General features: G+C 66.5%; 19 protein-coding genes and 2 pseudogenes. 11 read left to right on the top strand and 10 right to left on the bottom strand.

Going from position 1 to position 20,636, the window contains the following annotated elements:
• Window positions 1–178: 178 nt before the first annotated feature.
• Window positions 179–1,357 (bottom strand): zinc-dependent alcohol dehydrogenase, encoded by a 1,179-nt coding sequence (locus tag J6U32_RS00370; RefSeq protein ID WP_208793055.1) that lies wholly within the window; start codon window positions 1,355–1,357, stop codon window positions 179–181.
• 100 nt (window positions 1,358–1,457) lie between these two features.
• Here J6U32_RS00370 and J6U32_RS00365 point away from each other — a divergent pair.
• Window positions 1,458–1,883: pseudogene (locus J6U32_RS00365) on the top strand (SDR family oxidoreductase).
• A gap of 39 nt (window positions 1,884–1,922) precedes the next feature.
• Here the strand turns inward: J6U32_RS00365 and J6U32_RS00360 are convergent.
• Complete coding sequence (locus tag J6U32_RS00360) at window positions 1,923–2,369, bottom strand: SRPBCC family protein (RefSeq protein ID WP_208793054.1); 447 nt, start codon at window positions 2,367–2,369, stop codon at window positions 1,923–1,925.
• Window positions 2,370–2,398: 29 nt separating this feature from the next.
• Window positions 2,399–3,106, bottom strand: coding sequence for a PAS and ANTAR domain-containing protein (locus J6U32_RS00355; RefSeq protein ID WP_244332437.1), 708 nt, complete (start codon window positions 3,104–3,106; stop codon window positions 2,399–2,401).
• Window positions 3,107–3,355: 249 nt separating this feature from the next.
• Here J6U32_RS00355 and J6U32_RS00350 point away from each other — a divergent pair, with 249 nt between their 5' ends.
• Complete coding sequence (locus J6U32_RS00350) at window positions 3,356–4,087, top strand: GAF and ANTAR domain-containing protein (RefSeq protein ID WP_208793052.1); 732 nt, start codon at window positions 3,356–3,358, stop codon at window positions 4,085–4,087.
• Between the two features lie 22 nt (window positions 4,088–4,109).
• The gene (locus J6U32_RS00345) at window positions 4,110–4,541 is read left to right on the top strand and encodes a nuclear transport factor 2 family protein (protein ID WP_208793051.1); all 432 of its coding nucleotides are present in this window, start codon (window positions 4,110–4,112) and stop codon (window positions 4,539–4,541) included.
• Between the two features lie 31 nt (window positions 4,542–4,572).
• On the opposite strand, the gene J6U32_RS00340 is transcribed toward J6U32_RS00345, so the two are convergent.
• Window positions 4,573–6,345, bottom strand: coding sequence for a glycoside hydrolase family 15 protein (locus tag J6U32_RS00340; RefSeq protein WP_208793050.1), 1,773 nt, complete (start codon window positions 6,343–6,345; stop codon window positions 4,573–4,575).
• Between the two features lie 109 nt (window positions 6,346–6,454).
• On the opposite strand from J6U32_RS00340, the gene J6U32_RS00335 reads away from it, so the two are divergent.
• The 7 genes from J6U32_RS00335 (at window position 6,455) to J6U32_RS00305 (ending at window position 11,613) form a co-directional block, all read left to right on the top strand.
• On the top strand, window positions 6,455–7,816 hold the full coding sequence (locus J6U32_RS00335; protein ID WP_208793049.1) for a glucose-6-phosphate dehydrogenase: 1,362 nt from the start codon (window positions 6,455–6,457) through the stop codon (window positions 7,814–7,816).
• Between the two features lie 10 nt (window positions 7,817–7,826).
• A complete protein-coding gene (locus J6U32_RS00330; protein WP_208793048.1) occupies window positions 7,827–8,312 on the top strand; it encodes an SRPBCC family protein in 486 nt (161 codons plus the stop codon).
• Window positions 8,309–8,683 carry a DUF427 domain-containing protein gene (locus J6U32_RS00325; RefSeq protein WP_208793047.1) on the top strand — a complete coding sequence of 125 codons (375 nt, stop codon included), beginning with the start codon at window positions 8,309–8,311 and terminating at the stop codon, window positions 8,681–8,683. Before J6U32_RS00330 ends, J6U32_RS00325 begins: the two co-directional genes overlap by 4 nt.
• A 78-nt stretch (window positions 8,684–8,761) precedes the next feature.
• Complete coding sequence (locus tag J6U32_RS00320) at window positions 8,762–9,277, top strand: MarR family winged helix-turn-helix transcriptional regulator (protein ID WP_208793046.1); 516 nt, start codon at window positions 8,762–8,764, stop codon at window positions 9,275–9,277.
• Entirely contained in the window at window positions 9,274–9,696 is a 423-nt protein-coding gene (locus J6U32_RS00315) for an organic hydroperoxide resistance protein (RefSeq protein WP_208793045.1), read from the top strand. Before J6U32_RS00320 ends, J6U32_RS00315 begins: the two co-directional genes overlap by 4 nt.
• A 49-nt stretch (window positions 9,697–9,745) precedes the next feature.
• Window positions 9,746–10,147 carry a DoxX family protein gene (locus J6U32_RS00310; RefSeq protein ID WP_208793044.1) on the top strand — a complete coding sequence of 134 codons (402 nt, stop codon included), beginning with the start codon at window positions 9,746–9,748 and terminating at the stop codon, window positions 10,145–10,147.
• Window positions 10,144–11,613 (top strand): DHA2 family efflux MFS transporter permease subunit, encoded by a 1,470-nt coding sequence (locus J6U32_RS00305; RefSeq protein ID WP_208793043.1) that lies wholly within the window; start codon window positions 10,144–10,146, stop codon window positions 11,611–11,613. Before J6U32_RS00310 ends, J6U32_RS00305 begins: the two co-directional genes overlap by 4 nt.
• 158 nt (window positions 11,614–11,771) lie before the next feature.
• Here the strand turns inward: J6U32_RS00305 and J6U32_RS00300 are convergent.
• A pseudogene (locus J6U32_RS00300) lies at window positions 11,772–12,086 on the bottom strand (HNH endonuclease); the annotation flags it as partial.
• A gap of 387 nt (window positions 12,087–12,473) precedes the next feature.
• On the opposite strand from J6U32_RS00300, the gene J6U32_RS00295 reads away from it, so the two are divergent.
• Window positions 12,474–12,980, top strand: coding sequence for an alpha/beta fold hydrolase (locus J6U32_RS00295; RefSeq protein WP_208793042.1), 507 nt, complete (start codon window positions 12,474–12,476; stop codon window positions 12,978–12,980).
• A gap of 17 nt (window positions 12,981–12,997) precedes the next feature.
• Here J6U32_RS00295 and J6U32_RS00290 read toward each other — a convergent pair whose 3' ends face one another.
• The 5 genes from J6U32_RS00290 to efeU form a co-directional block, all read right to left on the bottom strand.
• Entirely contained in the window at window positions 12,998–15,013 is a 2,016-nt protein-coding gene (locus J6U32_RS00290) for a DUF2339 domain-containing protein (protein ID WP_208793041.1), read from the bottom strand.
• Window positions 15,014–15,131: 118 nt separating this feature from the next.
• Window positions 15,132–15,773, bottom strand: a complete 642-nt coding sequence (locus tag J6U32_RS00285) for a response regulator (protein ID WP_014361760.1) — start codon at window positions 15,771–15,773, stop codon at window positions 15,132–15,134.
• Window positions 15,770–16,978: a MacS family sensor histidine kinase gene (gene macS, locus J6U32_RS00280; RefSeq protein WP_208793040.1), complete on the bottom strand. Its 1,209-nt coding sequence runs from the start codon at window positions 16,976–16,978 to the stop codon at window positions 15,770–15,772. The genes J6U32_RS00285 and macS overlap by 4 nt, the downstream gene beginning before the upstream one ends.
• A gap of 96 nt (window positions 16,979–17,074) precedes the next feature.
• Window positions 17,075–18,337 (bottom strand): Dyp-type peroxidase, encoded by a 1,263-nt coding sequence (locus J6U32_RS00275; RefSeq protein WP_208793039.1) that lies wholly within the window; start codon window positions 18,335–18,337, stop codon window positions 17,075–17,077.
• Between the two features lie 51 nt (window positions 18,338–18,388).
• On the bottom strand, window positions 18,389–20,470 hold the full coding sequence (efeU, locus tag J6U32_RS00270; RefSeq protein WP_208793038.1) for an iron uptake transporter permease EfeU: 2,082 nt from the start codon (window positions 20,468–20,470) through the stop codon (window positions 18,389–18,391).
• Between the last annotated feature and the right edge of the window lie 166 nt (window positions 20,471–20,636).

The raw sequence follows: 20,636 nt of genomic DNA, 5'->3' as shown, positions 1-20,636 counted from the left end.
ACCGCCCGGGCACAGGCAAGGACGGTTGTGCCCGGGGAGGAACTCGATGAGGCGGTCTTGACCTATCTGCGTACCGGGCTCGCGGCCGGGATGAATCTTCCCGATGCCACGGACTCCGAGCTGAAAAGCATCAAAGTCGTGAGCGCCGGCCAACGGCACACCCGCGTTCGGCACATCGTCACGGCTTGAGAATGATCTTGACCGCGCCGTCCTGCTTGTTCTGGAAGATGTCGTAGGCGTGCGGCGCATCGTCCAGTGGGAGTTCATGGGTGGCAAAGGAATCCACGCCGAGCGGGTCGTCGTCGCCGAGGAGTGGCAGGATGTCGGGAACCCAGCGTTTCACGTTCGCCTGGCCCATCCGGAGCTGGATCTGCTTGTCGAACAACGTGAGCATCGGGATCGGATCGGCGGTTCCGCCGTAGACGCCGCTCAATGAGATGGTGCCGCCGCGGCGTACGGCGTCGATTGCGGTGTAGAAGGCGGCCATCCGGTCCACACCGGCGTGCTGCATGAGTGGCTCGGCCACCGCGTCGGGCAACAACCCCACGAGACGCTGGACCATCTGGTTCACCGGCGAGCCGTGAGCCTCCATACCGACGGCGTCGATCACCGAGTCGCTGCCACGACCGTCGGTGCGTTCGCGCACGGCTTCGGCGACGTCGTCGACGGCATCGAGATCGATGGTGGTGATCCCGCGGGCTTCAGCACGGGCCAGTCGTTCGGGTACCCGGTCGACGGCGATCACCCGCGCACCACGATGTGCCGCGATGCGGGCGGCCATGTCACCGATCGGCCCGAGGCCGAGCACGGTGACGGTGCCGTTGTCGGGGATGCCCGCGTACTCCACGCCCTGCCAGGCGGTCGGCAGCACGTCGGACAGGTAGACGTAGCGGGAGTCCGGCGCGTCATCGGGCACCTTGATGTGGGTGAACTGCGCCTGCGGAACACGAAGGTACTCGGCCTGCCCGCCGGGCACCGACCCGTACAGCTTGGAGTAACCGAACAGTGCCGCGCCCATCCCCTGATCGCGCACTTGCGTTGTCTCGCACTGGGTGTAGAGACGGTCGTCGCACATCCGGCAGGTGCCACAGGAGATCTGGAACGGTATCACCACGCGGTCGCCGACTCGTAGGTCGCCGGTGTCGGCGCCGACTTCCTCCACCACGCCCATCGCCTCGTGCCCGAGGATGTCCCCGGCATTCATGAAGGCGCCGAGTACCTCGTACAGATGCAGATCGGAGCCACAGATGTTGGTGGAGGTGACCTTGACGATCGCGTCGGTCGGTTCCTCGATCTTCGGGTCGGTCACGTCGTCGACCGACACCTTGCGCTTGCCCTGCCATGTCACCGCTCGCATCTGTTCCTCCTCGTTGTCGATGTCTCGTCATCCGGTGGTCTTGTTGTGGTGTGCCCAGCACGGTGGTGGATGAAACCAATCTGCTGGCCGGGAGGCGTTCATCACCGGCGGGGATTCGGGCATAGGGCGGGCTGTCGTCGCCGTCGCCTTCGCCAAGGAGGGGGCCGATGTCGCGATCGCGTACCTGTCCGAGCGTGACAATGCTCGACACACGGTCGAACTGGTAGAGGCCCAGGACCGTGTTGCCCGCGAGTACATCGGCGACCTCGCTGATCCGGAGCAAGTTGCCCGGACCGCCGACGAACTCGGGGGACTCGACACCCTGGTCAACAACGCGGCATTCCAGAGCCCGGTGGAGGACTTCCTGGACCTCACCGCAGCCCAGTGGCGGCCCGTTGATCCCGGCGACCATGCCGGAGCAGAAGGTCGCGCATTTCGGCGAACAGACCCATACGGTCGTGCCGCTCAGCCGGACGAGATCGCGCCGTCCTACGTCTTCTTCGTTGCCGAACAACTGTCGTCGTAATACACCGGCGAGGTCTTGGCGCCGCTCGGAGGCGAGACGTTACCCGGGTGAGGAGCGCGCATGGCCCTCGGCCATCGACGCCAGCCGGCGTAGACATTCGCGTAGTCGCGGAGCCATCACCATGTGCTGGACATCGTCGGGTAACCAGCTCATGGGCGCGGTCTCGGCATGCTCGGCCATGGTCAATCGGGTGCCATCGGGGTCGGGGAGTATCTCCAGCAGGATCCGGGCGCGGCCGAACGGCACGGCGGCCGCCGACAGTTCGAGGGTCGTCTCACCGGCTCCCAGCGAGCGCGTCTCGTCGTTGATCAAGCCCGGCCACACGCCGACCGAATGGTGGATACGACTGCCGATGGCCGGCCAGCTGTCGTCGGCCGCACGAATGCGAGCGGCACCGACCACCCACGACGAGTACAGCCAGCCGTCGGAGAGCACCGCCCAGATGTGCTCCGGAGCAGCGGTAGTGTGCACGGTCACGGGTTTCATGTCTGTGCCTTACCCGTGCGCCGGAGCCGTTAAACGCGCAGGTCGCCGCCGTCGGCGGGTTGGCCACCGGCCGTGGGTTCCTCATGGTCGACCGACTTGTGTGCGGTGAGCAGCAGATGGTCGAAGGATCGCCGCACTGCTTCGGGTACCTCGATCGCCTGGGTGCCGGTGAGGATGCTCCGGCACAGGCTGCTGACCTTCACGTTCGTGGTCTGTGATCGCCATTTGAGGACTTCGAAGGCCTGCTCGGCGCTGACCTGGTAGGCGAACATGATCATGCCCTTGGTTTGTTCGATGACGCCTTGGCTCTCCCGGAAACGACTGATGTGGTGGTCGATCTGATCGTTGGCGACGTTGGTCTCCCAGCCGTCCATGTCGAGATAGAAGCCCTCGGTTCCGATCGGTACACCCGACTCGTCGACCATCGGCTGGCCGATCACCACCACGTGGTGCACCGTGCCGTGGGTGTCGATGATGCGGTGCCGGCTGGAGAACGGACTGTGGTCGGAGAGCATCCGCGCCACGAGCTGGTCGAAGTCGTCACGGTCGTCGGGGTGCTTGTGACGGGCCAGCAATGCGGTCGTGGGCTCCACTTCTCCAGGGGAGTAGCCGTGCAGGGCCGCGACCTCGTCGGACCATTCCCACCGCTGCGTGGCGAAGAAGAAACGGAAACTCCCGACATTGTGAACGCGCGCCGAGGCATCGAACGCTGCGTCACGTCCAGCATCATCGAGCACTGAGAACCTCCACACGCATAGTCCAACGGATGTGCCGGCGGTCTCGGGCAGGATTACTTTACTCAGCGGCGGTGACCGCGTCACCTCCGCGACCATCGCGCATCCGCGGTGTCCAGCCGGTTTGCTCGCTGCGGGGCGCGAATCGGGACCTTGGTCCCGCTGCGGCCTGCGCCGGGCCACGAAAGCGAGTAGTGAAGAAGGGGTGAAGCACACCACCAACCCACACACCGCGGTCCCGATGAGCGTCCGATGACCGGTCCGGGTGAGGGAGTCTACTCGAAGATCGCCGCCCTTGCCCGCGAGATCCACGGGGTGTCCGAAGCCGAGTTCGATCCGGACCGCGTCATCCGCCACGTCACCGAGTCGGCGGTACAGATCCTGCCCGACGTCCATCACGCCGGGTTCACGATGGTCGTACGTGATCCGGCGGGAAAACTGACGCTCGAGTCCACCGCCGAGACCGATCTGGTCGCCCGGCAGTTCGACGTGTTGCAGCACGAGTACGGCGACGGTCCGTGCTTCGAGGCCATCTGGAACGAGCGGATCGTCGGCATCGACGACGTGGAGACCGAGCAACGGTGGCCCGAACTCATGCGGGCGGTGCGCGAACGCACACCGATCCGGTCCAACCTGTCGATCCAGCTGTATGTGTCCGGCCGCGAACTCGGCGCGCTCAACCTGTTCTCCGGCACCCCGCACGCCTTCGACGAGGAGTCCCGCGATCTGGCCGAGACCCTCGCGACGCATGCGGCGATCGCGCTCAACAGCGCGCACCGGGGCGAGCAGTTCCGCAGCGCACTGGCCAGCCGAGACCTCATCGGGCAGGCGAAGGGCATGATCATGGAGCGCTTCCGCGTGGACGCGGTCCGGGCCTTCGAGATCATCCGGCGCCTCTCCCAGGAGTCCAACACCCCGGTCGCGGAGGTGGCGGCACGGATCGTTGCGGCCGAGGAGTTCGACGATCGGGAACGCAGTTCGTGAGAGCCGGGTAGCGTCGGACGCCATGGATGCGCAGCGCGTGGCCGACACGCTGGAGATTCAGCAACTGTTGACCGGGTACGCCAGGGCCGTGGACACCGGCGACTGGCAGCGATACCGCTCGCTGTTCACCGCCGACGCGACGATCGACTACCGCTCATCGCCGTTCGGGACCGTCGGGTCCGTCGACGAGGTCGTCGAGTGGCTTCAGGCGGGACTCTCGGCGCTGCCGATGACCATGCATTACCTGATGAACATCGATGTGATCGTCGACGGCGACACCGCCACGGTCACCGCGCAGTTCTACAACCCGATGCAGATACCCGGCTTCGACGAGTTGAGTACCTGCGGCGGCTATTACCACCACACAATGGTCCGCACCGCCGACGGCTGGCGCAGCAGCGGCATGCGTGAGGAGATCCTCTGGTTCGTCAATTCGCCTGTGCCGCAGCAATGATCATGGTCGGCCGCCACTCTCGCGGGCACGTTCAGTCGACCGCACCCGCCAAGGCATCAGCGGCGCGCACAAAGGCCAAGTGCGACAAGGCCTGAGGGACGTTGCCCACCTGTCGCCGGTCGCCCGGGTCGTATTCCTCGGAGAACAACCCGAGGTCACTGGCGGTGTCGCAGGCCCGGGTCATCAATGTCTCGGCGTCCTCGACCCGCCCACTGCGGGCGTACTGTTCGACGAGCCAGAACGTGCACGCCAGGAATGGATGTTCGGTGCCCGAGACACCGTCGACGCCCGATTCTGAGCGGTAGCGGGCCACGAGTCCGTCGGGCATCAGGTCGCGTTCGATGCGCTCGACGCAGGCCAGCATCCGCGGGTCGTCCGGCGCGCAGAAGCCCACCTGCGGCAGTTGCAGTAACGCCGCATCGACCTCACCGGTTCCTTCGTACTGGACGAAGTACCCGCCGTCGGGATCGACCATCCGTTTGTCGATCTCCGCGCGGAGTTCGTCGCGGTGACGTTTCCACTTCTCGAGTGGGCCGGACAGTCCGAAGTCCTCGATCGCCTTGACCCCGCGGTCGAATGCGGCCCACTCCATGACCCGGGAATGGGTGAAGAACTTCGGCTGCCCACGCATTTCCCAGATGCCCTGGTCGGGCTGGTCGAGGTAGGCCTCGACGCGTTTGAGCAGATGCCGTTGCAGCGGCCAGGAGTAGTCGGTCTCCGGGAGACCCGCGTCGCGCGCGGCATGCAGAGCGCACATCACCTCGCCGAGCGTGTCGGCCTGAAACTGATCGACTGCGGCATTGCCGACCCGGACCGGGGCGGAATCCTCATAGCCGGGCAGCGAGAGCTCACGCTCGGGGAGGTCACGCTCTCCGGCAATGCCGTAGAGGATCTGGACCCGCTTGGGGTCGCCGGCGATCGCGCGCATCAACCAGGTGCGCCAATGGTCGGCGACATGGACGAAGCCGTGGCAGATCAGTACGTCGAGAGTCAGTGCGGCATCCCGCAGCCAGACGTAGCGGTAGTCCCAGTTACGTTCTCCGCCGACCATTTCCGGGAGTGAGGTGGTCGCGGCTGCGACGATGCCCCCGGTATCGAGATTCGACAGGGCGCGCAGGGTGATCAACGATCGGACGACCCGATCATGATGTGGACCTTGGTGCTCGATGTGTCCGGCCCACTGTGTCCACCACTGTCGGGTCTCCGACAGAGCGGCGTCGACGTCGAGGGCGTCGGGCTGGGGTCGGTAGGAGTGGAACCAGGTCAACACGAGGTCGCGGTGATCGCCGGATTCGACGGCGAAGTCGGCGCGGTGAACGTGATCGGTGGCATGCAAGGCGACGCCGCGGATGAGGACGGCGTCGGGGCCGGCGATCGCGAGCAGGCCCGGCTGTTCGCCTTCGCCGACCTGGCGCACCCATGGAACCGACCGCGCGTAGTCGAAGCGCATACGCAGGGAGGTGGTGAACTCCACGGTGCCGGTGATCCCGACCACCCGGCGGACCAGGTCGACGCGGCCGCCGTCGATCGGCATGAACTCGTGCACCTCGGCGACCCCGGATTCGGTTTCCCACCGCGTGACGAGAATCATCGTGTCCCCGTCGTAGTGACGGTCGGCCACGGTCGCCTCACTCGTCGGCTTCAGCGACCAGCTGCCGTGTTCGTGCGAGCCGAGCAGGGCAGCGAAGATCGACGGTGAATCGAAGCGTGGCACACACAGCCAGTCCACGCGTCCGGACCGGGAGATCAGGGCTCCCGTCCGGCAGTCACCGACAAATCCGTAGTCCTCGATGCGGGTGGTCATCAGACGATTCTGCACGGACTCGCGCCGCTCCGGGTGTGAGTAGGCTTCGGACGAGGCCTGTTGTGTCCACCGGTCCGGTGTTCACCGGACATGATCACCAGGAGAAGCCATGACGGACACCACCCTGATCATCTTCGGAGCCACCGGTGATCTGACCAAGCGGCTGCTGCTGCCCGCCCTGGGGCAGCTGCTCGACCGCGAGCCGGATCGCCGGGTACATCTCATCGGGGTCGGCCGATCGGAGCGTGACGCCGACACCTGGCGCGGCGAGGTACGTGAGGCTTTCGGTGACGATGCCGGCGCCACTGCGCGGGCTCTTGCCGAGGAGACCGTGTATCGGCAGGGTGACCTGACCAGCTCCGACGATCTGTCGCGGCTCCTCGGCGAGGCCAGAGGACGTCCCGTGCTGTACTTCGCGGTGCCGCCGGCGGTCACCGAGAAATCGTGTGAAGCGTTGCGGGATGTGGACATTCCGGACGGAACGATCCTCGCTCCGGAGAAGCCGTTCGGCACCGACGAGGCCAGCGCGCACGCGCTGAACCAATTACTCACCCAACTCGTCCCCGAGGAGCAGGTCTTTCGCGTCGACCACTTCCTCGGGCAGTCGGTGCTGCTCGATCTGCTGAGCGTGCGCTTCGCGAACCGGATGTTCGAGCCGGTCTGGTCGGCCGACCACATCGAATCCGTCGTCATCCGCTACGACGAGGATCTCGGGTTGGAGGGGCGCGCCGATTTCTACGAGGGCACCGGCGCATTGCGGGACATGGTGCAGAGCCACCTGTTGCAACTGCTTGCGGTGGTGGCGATGGATTCGCCGGCGACACTCGGTGAACGTGACCTGCGTGATGCGACGGGCGCGGCGCTGCGTGCGGTGCAGATCTGGGACGACGACGCGGTCGCCCATTCCCGTCGGGCGCGCTACACCGCGGGAGAGGTCGACGGCAAGCAGTTGCCGTCCTACGTCGACGAGAAGGGTGTCGACCCCGCGCGGAATACCGAGACGCTGGCCGAGGCGACGTTCGGCGTGCGCACCGCACGCTGGGATGGGGTGCCGTTCACGTTGCGCTCCGGCAAGGCCCTGGCGCCTCCGGTCAAGGAGATCGCGCTGACGTTCCGGCCGGTGCGCCATCTACCCGAGCAGTTCGGCGCCGAGGTGGCACCGAATGTGTTGCGGCTCAAGCTCGGTCCGGATGTGATGAACGTGCAGCTGAACATCCACGACGGTACCAACCCGTTCGCCGTCAAGACCATCGACTTCGACGCCGACCTTGGTCACGGGTCGGTCCGGGCCTACGCCGAGGTGCTCTCGGGCATCCTCGACGGCGACGCCACCCTCGCGGTCCGCGGTGATGCGACCGAACAATGCTGGCGCATCGTGCAACCGGTGATCGACGCGTGGGAGGCGAACAGGGTGCCGCTGGAGGACTACCCGGCGGGCAGTGCGGGCCCGCAGTCCTGGCCCGCACTCTGACGGCGTCGGGATGAAACCGACGTCCCGCCTGCAGATCGCTGATGTGACAGTGCACTTCGATGTCGCCTCGGAGGTTGCATACGACTACCTCAGCGATCCCGGCCGCCGCGCCGAATGGCAGGCCAGCCTGCTCCGGGTGGCCGACGAGGTCGATGTGGGTGAACCGGGTGAGGCCGGCTCGAGTTGGATCGATGTCACCGCGGTCCCCTTCGTCCGGCCGACGATGGAGGTCGTGGAGAGTCGCCGCGCACAGCGCTGGCGCGAGATCGGACGGTGGGGGCCGGTCGATGCGGCGCTGACTCTCGACTTCGAGGCGCAGGGCCAAAATTCGACGCTCGTGCGGGCACGTGCCCATCTGACCGTGCCGTTGGTCGCCGCTCCCGGGTTGCTCGGTGTCCGCGTCCTCGCTCCCGCCGCGCTCGCCGCCGACCTCCGCACTGCGGCAAGGCTTCTCGAAGACAGGCAGATAACCGATCCGCACCAGGAGGCATCATGAGCGACCGACCACGACTCACCCCGGACGCCACCCATCCGATCACCGTCGAACCGACGCCCGGCCGGGTACGGGTGTGGCTGGGCGAGCAACTCATCGCCGACACCACGCATGCGATGACGCTGCGGGAGGCCACTTATCCACCGGTGCAGTACATTCCGCGCGATGACGTCGTCGCTGACGTGCTGACCGCGAGTGCGCACAGCACGTACTGTCCGTACAAGGGTGACGCCGGCTATCACGGTCTGCGCGGAGCCGACCGTACCGAGGCCCCGGACAAGGCATGGTTCTATGCCGAGCCCTATCGGGCGGTGGCCGAGATCGCCGATCATCTGGCCTTCTATCCCGATGCGGTACGCGTCGAGGTCGAGTGAGGGCGGAAATGGTTTTTCGCAACTAGGTTGTGCAACACCTAGTTGCGTGGCACCTAGTCGAGGGTTATCGTCAGACCCATGGCGACTCCTCGTCTCGACGATCAACTGTGCTTCGCGCTGTACGCCGCCTCGCGTGCGGTCATCGCCGCGCAACGGCCTGGGCTGCAAGAACTCGGACTGACCTATCCGCAGTATCTGGTGATGCTGGTGATGTGGGAGGAGCGGTCGGTGCCGGTCGGCCGGCTTTGTGAACGTCTGCACCTCGATTCCGGAACCGTGTCGCCACTGGTCCGCAGGCTCGAGGGGGCCGGTCTCGTCGAACGCAGACGTTCGACGGAGGACGAGCGGTCGATCATCGTCGAGCTGACGCCGGCCGGGTCGGCGTTGGGGGAGCGGTCGGATTGCGTTCTGGCGGCACTGCTGGAGGGTCTGACCGCGGCAGCCGACCAGTCCGTGCAGCCGGAGTTCGTTCCCGACGACGTCGTTCCGCTTCGATCGTTGCTCCACAATCTCATCGGAGAGCTCGACAGGCTCAACAACCTCGACAAGTCCGACAAGACCGATAAGTCCGACAACAAGGGAGTATCAGCATGAACCATCTCTATACCGCCGAGGCGCTCGCCACCGGTGACGGCCGAAACGGGCACGGACGCAGTGCCGATGGCCGTCTCGATCTCGATCTGGCCACGCCGAAGGAACTCGGCGGAAGCGGCGAGGGCACCAATCCCGAGGAACTGTTCGCGGTCGGTTATGCGGCGTGTTTTCACAGTGCACTGCGGATGGTGGCGCGGTCGGAGAAAGCCGACGTCACGGATTCGGCTGTGGGCGCACGGGTATCGCTGGATTCCGACGAGGCCGGGAGGTTCGGTATCTCCGTGGATCTGGAGATCAGCCTGCCCGCGGTGGACGCCGCTGCGGCCCGCGATCTGGTCGAGAAGGCGCATCAGGTGTGCCCGTACTCGAACGCGACCCGCGGCAACGTCGAGGTCACGCTCTCTCTGGCCGACGACTGAGAACGGGCCACCGATGACCTCGACGCGTAGTCTGCCAGCCCCTTCCCCGATGCCCCAAACCCGTGGCCGTGCCGTCGCCCGAATCGCGTTGGGTGCTGTTCTCGCGCTTGCCGGCATCGGACACATGACCTTCCAGCGCAACGAGTTCCAGGCGCAGGTTCCCGACTGGGTGCCCCTCGGCAAGGATGCCACCGTCCTGGCGTCAGGCGTGGTGGAGATCGGTCTGGGTGCGGCGCTCATCGCCCTGCCGAGGTACCGGCGGATCGTTGCCGGCGTCGCGGCGCTGTTCTTCATCGCGGTGTTTCCGGGCAACATCCACCAATATGTTGCGCACATCGACGCTTTCGGACTCGATTCGGATGCCAAGCGATTGGGGCGCCTGTTCGGTCAACCGGTGCTGGTGCTGTGGGCACTGGCTGCCGGCGACTATGGGGCGCGTAAAGGCCGATGAACTCCGACGGCCGCGGTGATCAGTCGGGCACGCTTGCCGCTGCGTCGGCGCGCGGCCGCTGGCTGATCGTCGCGGCCGTACTGGGTTCCGGCGTCGCGTTTCTCGACGGAACCGTGGTCAACGTCGCCTTGCCGGCGATCGCGCGCGACCTCGACACGGATCTGCGCGGGCAGCAATGGGTTCTGGACGGGTACATGCTCACCCTGAGTGCGTTGCTCCTGGTGGGCGGGGTGGCCGGTGATCGATATGGCAGGCGGGCGGTGTTCGTCGGCGGGCTCGTGCTGTTCGCGGTCGCGTCGGTGGGTTGCGCACTCGCTCCGGGTATCGAGTGGCTCGTCGTCGCCCGGCTTGTGCAGGGCGTGGGAGCGGCCGCCGTCGTTCCGGGCAGCCTCGCGTTGATCAACTCGGAAATCGCACCCGACGATCGAGGTGCCGCGGTCGGCCTGTGGGCCGGGATGTCCGGGGCCACCAGTGCGCTGGGGCCGTTCGTCGGCGGGTGGCTCGTCGATTCGGTCTCCTGGCGTGGGGTGTTCTATCTGAGTGTCCCGCTGGCGCTGGGAGCGATATGGATTGCGCTGCGCCATGTTCCGGAGTCGCGTGATCACACCGAGCATGCACGGCTCGACGTGCTCGGTGCCGGCACCATGATTCTGGGGCTGGCAGGAGTCATCTATGCGCTGATCGAGGGACCTGCCCGTGGCTGGTCTGCGCTGTCGGTCGGCGCCGCCGGAGTCGGGCTCGTGGCACTGGTTGTTTTCGTGATCGTCGAGCTGCGGGTGCGTGATCCGTTGTTGCCGCTGAGCCTGTTTCGGTCGCGTCAGTTCACCGGAGCCAATCTCACGACCCTGCTCGTCTACGCCGCGCTCGGTGGAGCGCTGTTCCTGCTCGCCCTGCAATTGCAGCAGAGCATGGGGTATTCGGCGTTGGAAGCGGGTGCCGCGATGTTCCCGAGCACGGTGATCATGCTGTTCGGGTCGCCGCTGGCGGGAAAGCTCGCTCAGCGCACCGGGCCTCGCCTCCCGATGACCGTGGGACCCCTTGTGGCCGCAGTCGGATTGGGACTGATGGCGCGTGCCGTACCCGGAGTCGGATATCTCGGAGGTGTGTTGCCCGCGGTGGTGATGTTCGGTCTCGGTATGACGATCACAGTGGCACCGTTGACCTCTGCCGCACTGGCCGCTGTCGACGACAGCCGTGCGGGCACCGCCTCCGGCGTCAACAATGCAGTCGCCCGCCTCGCCGGTCTCCTCGCAGTCGCTGTCCTACCCGCAGTCGCCGGCCTCGACGCCGGACCCGGCCAGCCGCTCGGAAGCGGATTCCAGGTCGCCATGATCATCGCCGCAGCATTTTGCGCCGCAGGCGGTCTCGTCGCGCTACTGACCATTCGGAAAGGTACCGGCTTCCGCCCGCAAGTCATGCCCGCGGTCAACTCTGCATGCCAGGACGCCACGACCCGAACCCGATAACCACCGTGTGGGCGACAACCCTTCCCTCGATGGTCGACGCGCCCTCCCTCGATGGTCGAGGGCCTTTTTCATGGTGGTCGAGGTGCGACGAGCGCAAGCGAGGAGCCTCGAGACCCGTTGAGCCACAGCTGGTTCCATCCCACAGCGAAACCCCGTAACCGCGGATAGGTGACAATCACCTGCCCCGTCCGTCGGCTCCGCCACTCCACCCGCCGGTCCGTGTACAACGTTGCGTTGGTGATCGGCCCGACATAGCGGGATCAGGTCACCGAGCACTGTCCAGCCTCCGGCCTCGGGGTCGGTGTGGTTGAACGGTCGCCAATGATCGAGGTCGCACAGGTGCGACGGCATCCCACAGTACGGGAACGGCACCACACATCATTGGCCAACACCTCAGCGCGCAAGGCGGCGCTGGGTGCATACGTCAATGCCCCAGGGGGTGGCACGGTGTGACCACCGTGTCCGGTCGGATCCTTTCCGGTGGTCGAGGTGCCGATGAGCGCCAGCGACGAGCCTCGAGACCCCGCTCGCCGATGAGTATCCGCCCCACCTGTCGAACCGAACCAGCACCGGCACAGGCGTTCTCGAGGCTCGCCGCACGCGGCTCGCACCTCGACCATCGGGGGAAGCGGCTATCGACCATCGGGGGAAGCGGCTATCGACCATCGGGGGAAGCGGCTATCGACCATCGGGGGAAGGGGGCTATCGGCTACCGGACGGGAGCGGCTCTCGACTACCGGAAGGGAGCGGCTGTCGACCACCGGGAAAGGAGTTCTTAAACGTCGGGAAGGCGGTGCGATGAGTTTTGTCGGTCCCGGTGGTCAACCTTGTGAGCAACTCACCGACGCAAGGGGGCCATCATGACCAGACGACTGTTGTTTCTGCACGGTGCGGGCGGGTTTGTCGAGGACGCCACGCTCGCCGACGAACTCGGTGCCGCGCTCAACACGGAGGTCCGTTATCCGCGGATGCCCGCGGACGACATGTCCTACGAGAGCTGGGCGAAGTCCGTCCGTATCGCGCTCTCGCGCATGCGCGCCGATGACGTCGTCGTCGGTCATTCCTTCGGAGCGTCGATCCTGCTGCGGGTTCTCGCCGAGACGGTCCGACCGACCCCGGCGTCGGTGATGTTGTTGGCCATGCCCAACTGGGGTCCCGACGGCTGGGATCTCGCCGAATACGCACTCGCGAGTCCACAGCCCTCGATCGCCGCCTCGTTGCATCACTGCCGCGATGACATGGTTGTCGGCGCCGATCATCTCGCCCTGAATGCGTCGCTGCTGCCGTCGGGCCGCGTCCATGAATATCCCTCGGGGGGAAACCAATTCGATGGTCTGGCAGTGCAGATCGTTGCGGCCGGCAGCTGAGCGCGAGGCCACGACGGTCACTGGGTCCTCGGGTGTGGCCGGCCGTCATCGGAGTTCAACGACTGTGCGTAGACCACACCGAGTGTCAACAGGAGCAATCCGACGACGAGGAAGGCGATGACCCGGAACAGCCCGTCGAGGGCGGCGAGGTCGAAGAGGAACAACTTGGCGACCGCGGCGGCGACGATCACCAGGCTCACCGTCACCGTGAGGGTGCGGGACGAGCCGTGGAGTCGACGAGCCCAGATGAGTCCGGCTGCGGCGGTCAGCACCCAGGTGATGGTCGCGACGGTGTGGCCCGCGCGGAATCCGCTGTCAACGCCTCCGCTGATCGCGCCACCGAGGCCGACGCAGATCTCGGTGACCAGTCCCAAGGAGATCAGGCTGCCGATGGTCCCGATGGTGGGCACGTCGCTGCGACGAACGCGGGCCCACGACCAGGTGAGCGTGGCCACCGTGGCAAGCGAGACCGCCGCGACGATCACCAACTGGGCCTGCGTGGTTGGCGGCAACGAGTTCCTGAGCACCATGCGATCGATGGCTCCGAGGGACATCGAGCCGAATAGCGCGAGGCCGGTGAACACGGTGCCGATGATCCGCATCTGCAACGCCAATCGGGTTGTGACACATGCACCAACAGAGACGACGAGGCCGACACCGGCCAGCCCGATGACCAATCCTGGGCCGTCGAGACCGGCCATCAGTGCACCGCAGGTGGCAACGGCGCTCGCCGCCAACCACACCGTCCGTACCGCGGATGTGACACCGCGCAGGTGGCCGGTAGTCAGCGCCAGAGTCGCCAGAACGACGGCTGTCAGCGCCATCATGATCGAGGCGACCACCGGGCCTGCGATCGGAGTTGCCCCGAGCATCGGCACCAGAGTGGCGCTCGCGACCAGCGTCACGATCAGCGGTTGCGTCGAACTGCGGAGCAGGACAAGCGCCGAGCCCGTCGCAAGGAGCGTGTTGACGCCCAGCGCGATGACGACGAACCACTGCACAGCATCCGGGGAGGTGAGCGCACCCTCGACCACCGCGTAACAGAGCGGGAGCGTGGCGACCGCCGTATTGGTTGCGAACATCGCAATCCAGTTACGTCCCAGCTGAATCCACAGGGTGGCGGCGGCGTAACTGAGCAGGAAGCCGACGAGCACGTCGTCGATACCACCGGTGATGAACGGCGCGAACGCCACCAGCGGGATGCCGACCATCAACGCCAGTGCCTGACTGTTCCACCAGTGCGCGATCCCGAGACCACCTGCGGCGATGACAGCCGCCAGGATGAGCGCGGCGTAGTCGGGTACCCAGTGATAGATCGCGGTGATCGCCAGCACGTCGAACAGGGCAGTGGCCACGCCGGTGGCAACGAGAGCCGCAGCACCCGAACGCTTTCCGGAATCTCGGCCGAGAATGGCGCCGACGCCGACGAGTGTGACAGCCAAGAGTGCGCCGCCGGCCACCCGCAGCTCCGGCCGGAGCAGGCCGGCCTGCGCGGCCAGAACCAGCAACAACACCACGCCGATCAGCGTGATCCCGACTCCGGCCGCGGCGAGGAGCTTGCCGACGAGTCCGCGTTCGGCGGCCTGCGAGATCCGTTCGGACAGAGTCTTTCTCGGCGGTATCGATGAACGATGACCGACCGGCGGGTAGGGCGGTCGGGCTGGTATCGGCCCGACCGGCATGGGGCTGAACGGCATCGGCCCGACCGGCACGGGTCCGGCCGGCATCGCGTACGGCGCGGGCCGCACCGGCTGATAGGTGGGGATCGCATAGGGCGCAGGCATGGGCTGATGGTGATGAGGCGGGGACGGGACGGCCTGCGGCGGAACCGGCTGTGGCGGAACCGGCTGTGGCGAGGGCTGCGCCGGGACAGGCGCGGCACCGAGGATGCTCTGCAGCGTCGTCATGTCGTCGGAGATGGAGGTCATGGAGCGGGCGATGTCGGCGAACTGGCCGCTGATCCGATCGAGCACAGTGACTGTCGTGTCACTCTGCGCGGGCGTGGGCTCGCCGGGGGCAGGTGTGTGGTTCATGAGGACAACTGTGCTGGCGCGAAGGCTGCCGATCATGAGTAGATCTACCCGGATGCCGTGAGTGAAGCGCCGTTGACCTGCGGAGAAGCCTGGTCGGCGTCGTTCGGGCGGATGGTGCTCAGTCGTCGTCGAGGCCGTGTTCGATGGCGTACCGTGCCAATTCGACTCGGTTGGCCAACTGCAGTTTCCGCAGGGTCGCGCCGACGTGGTTCTCGACGGTACGCGGGCTGATCGACAGCCTTGTGGCGATCTGCTTGGACGACAGCCCCTTGGCGACCTCACGCAGCACCTGGGTCTCCCGGTCGGTCAGCACGGGGGTGTCGGGGCCCGGGTCGCGCGCGATCCGCCGATACTCGCCGAGCACCAACCCGGCCAGACCGGGCGTGAACACGGCCTGCCCTTCGGCGGTTGCGCGGACCGCCGCCACCAGTTCGTCGCGGTGAGCGCTCTTGACGAGATAGCCGGTGGCACCGGCCTTGACGGCGTCGAGGACGTCGTCGCGTTCGTCGGAAGCCGAGAGCACCAACACCCGGGCGCCCGGGCAGACGGCGAGGAGTTCGGTGGTCGCTTGTGCGCCACTGCCGTCGGGCATCTGCATGTCCATCAGCACCACGTCGGGCTGGACCGCCGCGGCGCGGGCGGTGGCCGCGCGGACGCCGTCGGCGGTGGCGACCACCTCGAACCCTTCGTCGGTCAGGTCGCGGGCGACCCCGTCGCGCCACATCGGGTGATCATCGACCACCATCACACGTACCGTCATCGCCGTCTGCCTTTCTCCACCGGGATCGTCAGTTCCCACTCGGTTCCCGTGCCCGGCGCCGAATGTAGTTGGGCCCTACCGCCGAGGTGCTCGATGCGTCCGACGATCGAACGATCGATCCCCATCCGACCTTCACTTCTCGCTTGGGCGAGCCGGCCCGGTGCGATCCCCACCCCGGTGTCGCGGACGCTGATGATCACCTCGTCGTCGAGGTCCTCGAGAAGTACATAACTGTGCGCCTCGGGTCCGGCGTGCAGTGCGGAATTGGTGAGGATGTTGTCGATGGCCGACATCACCTCGGCGAGAACCGTTGCCGGCAGCGGAACCGGATCGGGCGGTGCGCTGACCGACACCCCGTCGGCGGCCAACGCTTGCAGCGCTGCACCGAGATCGGTCTGCGTGTCGGAGTCGCCGTCGGCCGGCCGCGCTGCGATCAGCCGGCGCAGGCGTTGCTCCTGCTGGGCGGCGAGCGCTGCGAGTTGCGCTGTTTCACCACCGATCTCGGCGCCTCGTCGGGCGACCAGTGCCAGCACCTGCAGCACGCCGTCGTGCACCTCACGGGCAAGGCGTTCGCGTTCGGCGGCCTGCGCGGCCGCTCGGATCGCGATGGTCAGCCGTTCATGGGTGACGCGCGCCCGCGACGCGGCGAGCCCGATCGCCATGCCGGTCATCAACAGCAGCAGCGCGGTGGCGTTGCGGCCGAAGTTGAGGATGATCTCGCCCTTCACATAGAAGTTGGTCAGCCCCACCGCGGCTCCGCCCAGAAGCCCCCACCACGGCCCGCCCAGAAGTGCGCTGGAGAGAACACAATTGGTCATCCAGAGGGTCGTCGGCCAGGTTTGGTTGTCCGCCACCCAGGCCATGTCGGCGACGTAGGAGGTCGACAGCATCATCACCGCCGATACCGCGACTTCGGACGCCACGAACCACCAGCGCCGGCCGAATCCCACGAGATAGCCCGCCGCCCACCAGATGTTGGCGACGGCCAACAAGCCGAACAGCGCCCACGTCAGTCCCGGCCGATCCAGGTCGTGGTTCACGACGATCTGAAAACCCAGCGCGTAGCAGAAGGATGCGAGCCGGAAGATCTGCGCGGCCCGCCACAGCGGGCCGACGGGATCGAGGTCGTCGACGCGCAACCAGGGCGGGAACACACGGTCGAGGCCGGTGGAGACAGGGGTGACCGATTGCGGTGACTTCGGCATCCTCACCCCGCAGGTACTGGTGGTCCCGGCCGTGTGCACACGACCATCGTGGTGCGACCAATCCTAGTCATCGCCGACCGGCGGAACTGACCTCGGTCAGGTCAGCAGGCCACGGGCGTACCAGTCGTCGGCCGAGCGGACGCCGGGCACCACGAAGAAATAGCCGCCCCCGAACGGCTGCACGTAGTCGATGAGGGGCTCGCCGACGAGGCGCAACTGGATCGTCTCGAACTGGCGCACCACGTCTTGCTGATAGGCGAGGAAGACATGGCCCGCTTGTATGTTGCCGTTCGGGTCGACGCCCAGATCGTAGTTGTAGGAGCGGCGGATGAGGCGCTGGTTCTCGGTGGCCGGTGTACGAGGGTTGGCGATGCGAATGTGCGCGTCGAGCGGGATGACGGTGCCCTTCGGGTCGGCCGCGTAGTTCGGGGTGTCGAACTCGGCGTTACCGTCCAGTGGTGCGCCGGTGTCTCGGCGGCGGCCGAACATGTTCTCCTGCTCGTTGATCGACACACGGTCCCAGAATTCGACGAGCATCCGGATCAGTCGCACCACCTGATAACTGCCACCCCGAGCCCACCGCGGTTCGCGCGGATCGTCCACCCACACCAGCGATTGCGCCTCGGACCCGGTCGGATTGGCGGTACCGTCCTTGAATCCCAACAGGTTCCGTGCCGTCCCCGAAGGACGCGGCGGCGAGTTGTATCCCTCGATCTTCCACCGGATCTGCATCGCGCCGCGGGTGTGACGGGTGATGTCGCGGATCGCGTGGTGGATGGTGTCGGGGTGATTGGCGCACAGTTGCAACGAAAGGTCGCCGTGCATCCACGCCGGATCCGGGGAGTCATCGGGAAAGATCCGCATCGGCTTGAGCTGCAACGGTTTCGACGACGACAGTCCGAACCGATCGTCGAACAGACTCGCACCCAGGCCCAGCGTGGGGGTCAGTCCGTCGGCGGGCATCTGCGGGCCCAGCACGTCGGAATCCGAGGGCGGTGCCGACACCCCGGCATCGGTCGGCGCGCCGCCTGCGGTGAGGGTGCGGGCACGGGTGGTCAGCGTCTTCATGAGATCGACGAGGTCGGCGCGCGAGGTGCCCTCGACGACGTCGAAGGCGGCGACGGCCGAGAACGCCTGCTTGTCGGCCGGACCCGGTGTGAGGATTCCCGACTGATGCTCGGAATGAAAAGGATACGAATCACTTTCGGGCGGACCGGAGTCCGCCGAGCGAGCATCGGCGGCGACGCCACCGGTGATCAGGCCTGCGGTCAACGCGGTACCTGCGGTTCCGGCGGCCGCGCCACGCAGGAAATTCCGTCGGTTCACCGCGGAGGGGCTGGGGTCGAAATGCTTGCGCATGTGGGGTTCTCGGCTCTCGCTACAGGGAAGTCGGAATCAGGTCGGTGGTGGTCATGAGCTGGGCGGGACCTCGAGCAGCCCGGGCTCGTCGGACAACGACTGCAGTACGGCGCCCAGCGCGGCGTTGACCTGCTGGCGTTGGGCCAGGGTCACCGTGTCGCTGGGCTGCCAGCCGTCGGGGGTGCGGGTGGTGTTCAGCGCGGCGTCGAGGGTGTCGAGACCTCGGGTGATGGTGGCGACCAAACCGGGGTCGCGGGCCTGCACCAGCGGCGCGACCTCGGCGAGCACCACGCGCGTGACCTGGGTGTCGGCGGAGGTGGCCGCATAGGCGGTGTGCGAGCCCAGATCGTCGATCCCGGAGAGGTGGTCGCGTTGGGCGTCCTCGAGGATCTCGTGGACCCGGATGGGCAGGTTGGTCGGATCACCGGCCTCGTCGTCGGTGGTCAGATTCTGCTGGACGACGCCGATGTCGGTGGTCAATTGGTCGATCACCGGCAGCAGCTGGGACGGCCCCTGGCCGTGGTAGAGGCCGTACTCGACGCGGTGCAGTCCGGTGAAACCGGGATCGTTCACCCCGTCGGGAAGACCATCGGGCAATCCGTCGACGGTCTGGCCCTTGTCGCCGAAGCTGTCGTAGGAGGCACCAACCCTTTCCCAGTCGAGTTGCGCTGTCAGCCAATCTCTTTGGGCCCCCGCGAGATCTCCGGATGCCACCGCCGAACGCAGGGTGGCGACGTCGCCTGCCAGGGTCGTCAGCGTCTGCGAGGCATATGCCTGATAGGCATTGTTGGGGCCGGTGAGGTCGGCGGTGGTGACCGGTTTGACGGCAAGGACATTCGCGACGTCGTGCCCGGTCACCGTCACCGCTGCGCTGCGGGTGGTGCCCCCCGGCATCAGACACACGAACGAGTACGTCCCCGACCCGAGCGTGGCGGTGAGAGTGGCGGTGGTCCCCGGGCCGAGAGTCTCGATCTCACCGACGACACCACCGGATGCGTCGTCGAGGTTGATCTCCCCGGCGTGCGAGGACTTGTTCGCCACGTCGATGCTCTGGGTACCCGAATGCGCCGAATTCCATTCGTGCGCACAACTGTCGGCGGTGATCGTGACGGTGGTGTCGGTCGACGTGGGAGTGGGCAGGGCGAGGATGACCACGACGGCGACGAGCACCGGAACCGCGATCAGTGTCAGGGCGACCGGGAGGGTGCGTTGCTGGGCCCACCGTTCCCACCGTGGCGGTGCCGGCTCGGTGGTGTCGCGCGCGGCGGGATTCTCCTCGGAGGTGCTCGCGGCGGCCGGGACAACGGCGCCGGCGCGCACGAACATCGTCAGCACCACCACGAGGTAGACGGCCCACGCCACGATCTGCAGCACCGTCATCTTGGGGGTGAGCTCGGTGGTTCCGCTGATCAGCGTCACCCACCAGGAGGTGGGATCGATGTGGGCCGTCAGATCGAAGGCGACCCACGAGCTTCCGGGTAGGAGTCCGGCATCTTGCAGGTCGCCGAGACCGTAGGCGAGGACGCCCGCCGCGATGACGATCAGCGCCAGTGCCGTCCAGTTGAAGAACTTGCCGAGGTCGAGGTGAATCGCTCGCCGATAGAGCAACCAGCACAACGTGATTGCGATGGCGATTCCGATGGCGGCGCCGATCAACGGTGCGACCGTCGATCCCGACGCCTTGACCGCGGTCCACAGGAACAGCGTCGTCTCGAGACCCTCGCGGCCGACGGCGAAGAACGCGGTCAGCGTGAGCGCGCCCGCGCCGATGGCCAGGGCGCGGTCGACGTCGCCGCGCAGTTGCCCCGACAGCGAGCGAGCGGTCTTGCGCATCCAGAAGATCATCCCGGTCACCAGAACGACCGCGACCACACTGAGCGCGCCGCCGATCGCCTCCTGCGCCGAACTCGACAGGATGGTGGTCGAGTAGCTGAGTACCGCCGCGAAGCTGCCCGCCAGTGAAACCGCACCGAGAACGCCGAGCCAGATTGCGGCGGTCGAGACCTGCCGTGCGGCGGGGAGGGTGGCATTGGCCTTGTGCAGGGCGGCGAGCAGGATGCTGACGACCAGTCCGGCCTCGAGTCCTTCCCGGAGTCCGATCAGCAGATTCGGCACCGCGTCAGCCCAGTTCATGAGAAAGAAAGGTATGCCTTGGCTGCCCTTCGTGGGGTAAGGATTGCCTGAGATTATTCTCACCAATTGCATTGCAGCGTAGAGTGATTGGGAGAACTGCGACAATTCGACCCAACTCTTTGGGGTCACTTTTCCGGCGGTTTACCGACCCTTGGATATTGGGAGA

The sequence above is a fragment of the Gordonia polyisoprenivorans genome, assembly GCF_017654315.1.
GTDB lineage: Bacteria > Actinomycetota > Actinomycetes > Mycobacteriales > Mycobacteriaceae > Gordonia > Gordonia polyisoprenivorans_A.
This window is presented reverse-complemented; position numbering and strand designations above follow the sequence as displayed.

Bases quoted from the DNA above. Each gene is read 5' to 3' on its own strand.
- J6U32_RS00370 (WP_208793055.1), bottom strand. From the start codon at position 1,357: ATGCGAGCGGTGACATGGCAGGGCAAGCGCAAGGTGTCGGTCGACGAC.
- J6U32_RS00360 (WP_208793054.1), bottom strand. From the start codon at position 2,369: ATGAAACCCGTGACCGTGCACACTACCGCTGCTCCGGAGCACATCTGG.
- J6U32_RS00350 (WP_208793052.1), top strand. From the start codon at position 3,356: ATGACCGGTCCGGGTGAGGGAGTCTACTCGAAGATCGCCGCCCTTGCC.
- J6U32_RS00345 (WP_208793051.1), top strand. From the start codon at position 4,110: ATGGATGCGCAGCGCGTGGCCGACACGCTGGAGATTCAGCAACTGTTG.
- J6U32_RS00340 (WP_208793050.1), bottom strand. From the start codon at position 6,345: ATGACCACCCGCATCGAGGACTACGGATTTGTCGGTGACTGCCGGACG.
- J6U32_RS00335 (WP_208793049.1), top strand. From the start codon at position 6,455: ATGACGGACACCACCCTGATCATCTTCGGAGCCACCGGTGATCTGACC.
- J6U32_RS00330 (WP_208793048.1), top strand. From the start codon at position 7,827: ATGAAACCGACGTCCCGCCTGCAGATCGCTGATGTGACAGTGCACTTC.
- J6U32_RS00325 (WP_208793047.1), top strand. From the start codon at position 8,309: ATGAGCGACCGACCACGACTCACCCCGGACGCCACCCATCCGATCACC.
- J6U32_RS00320 (WP_208793046.1), top strand. From the start codon at position 8,762: ATGGCGACTCCTCGTCTCGACGATCAACTGTGCTTCGCGCTGTACGCC.
- J6U32_RS00315 (WP_208793045.1), top strand. From the start codon at position 9,274: ATGAACCATCTCTATACCGCCGAGGCGCTCGCCACCGGTGACGGCCGA.
- J6U32_RS00310 (WP_208793044.1), top strand. From the start codon at position 9,746: ATGCCCCAAACCCGTGGCCGTGCCGTCGCCCGAATCGCGTTGGGTGCT.
- J6U32_RS00305 (WP_208793043.1), top strand. From the start codon at position 10,144: ATGAACTCCGACGGCCGCGGTGATCAGTCGGGCACGCTTGCCGCTGCG.
- J6U32_RS00295 (WP_208793042.1), top strand. From the start codon at position 12,474: ATGACCAGACGACTGTTGTTTCTGCACGGTGCGGGCGGGTTTGTCGAG.
- J6U32_RS00290 (WP_208793041.1), bottom strand. From the start codon at position 15,013: ATGAACCACACACCTGCCCCCGGCGAGCCCACGCCCGCGCAGAGTGAC.
- J6U32_RS00285 (WP_014361760.1), bottom strand. From the start codon at position 15,773: ATGACGGTACGTGTGATGGTGGTCGATGATCACCCGATGTGGCGCGAC.
- macS (WP_208793040.1), bottom strand. From the start codon at position 16,978: ATGCCGAAGTCACCGCAATCGGTCACCCCTGTCTCCACCGGCCTCGAC.
- J6U32_RS00275 (WP_208793039.1), bottom strand. From the start codon at position 18,337: ATGCGCAAGCATTTCGACCCCAGCCCCTCCGCGGTGAACCGACGGAAT.
- efeU (WP_208793038.1), bottom strand. From the start codon at position 20,470: ATGAACTGGGCTGACGCGGTGCCGAATCTGCTGATCGGACTCCGGGAA.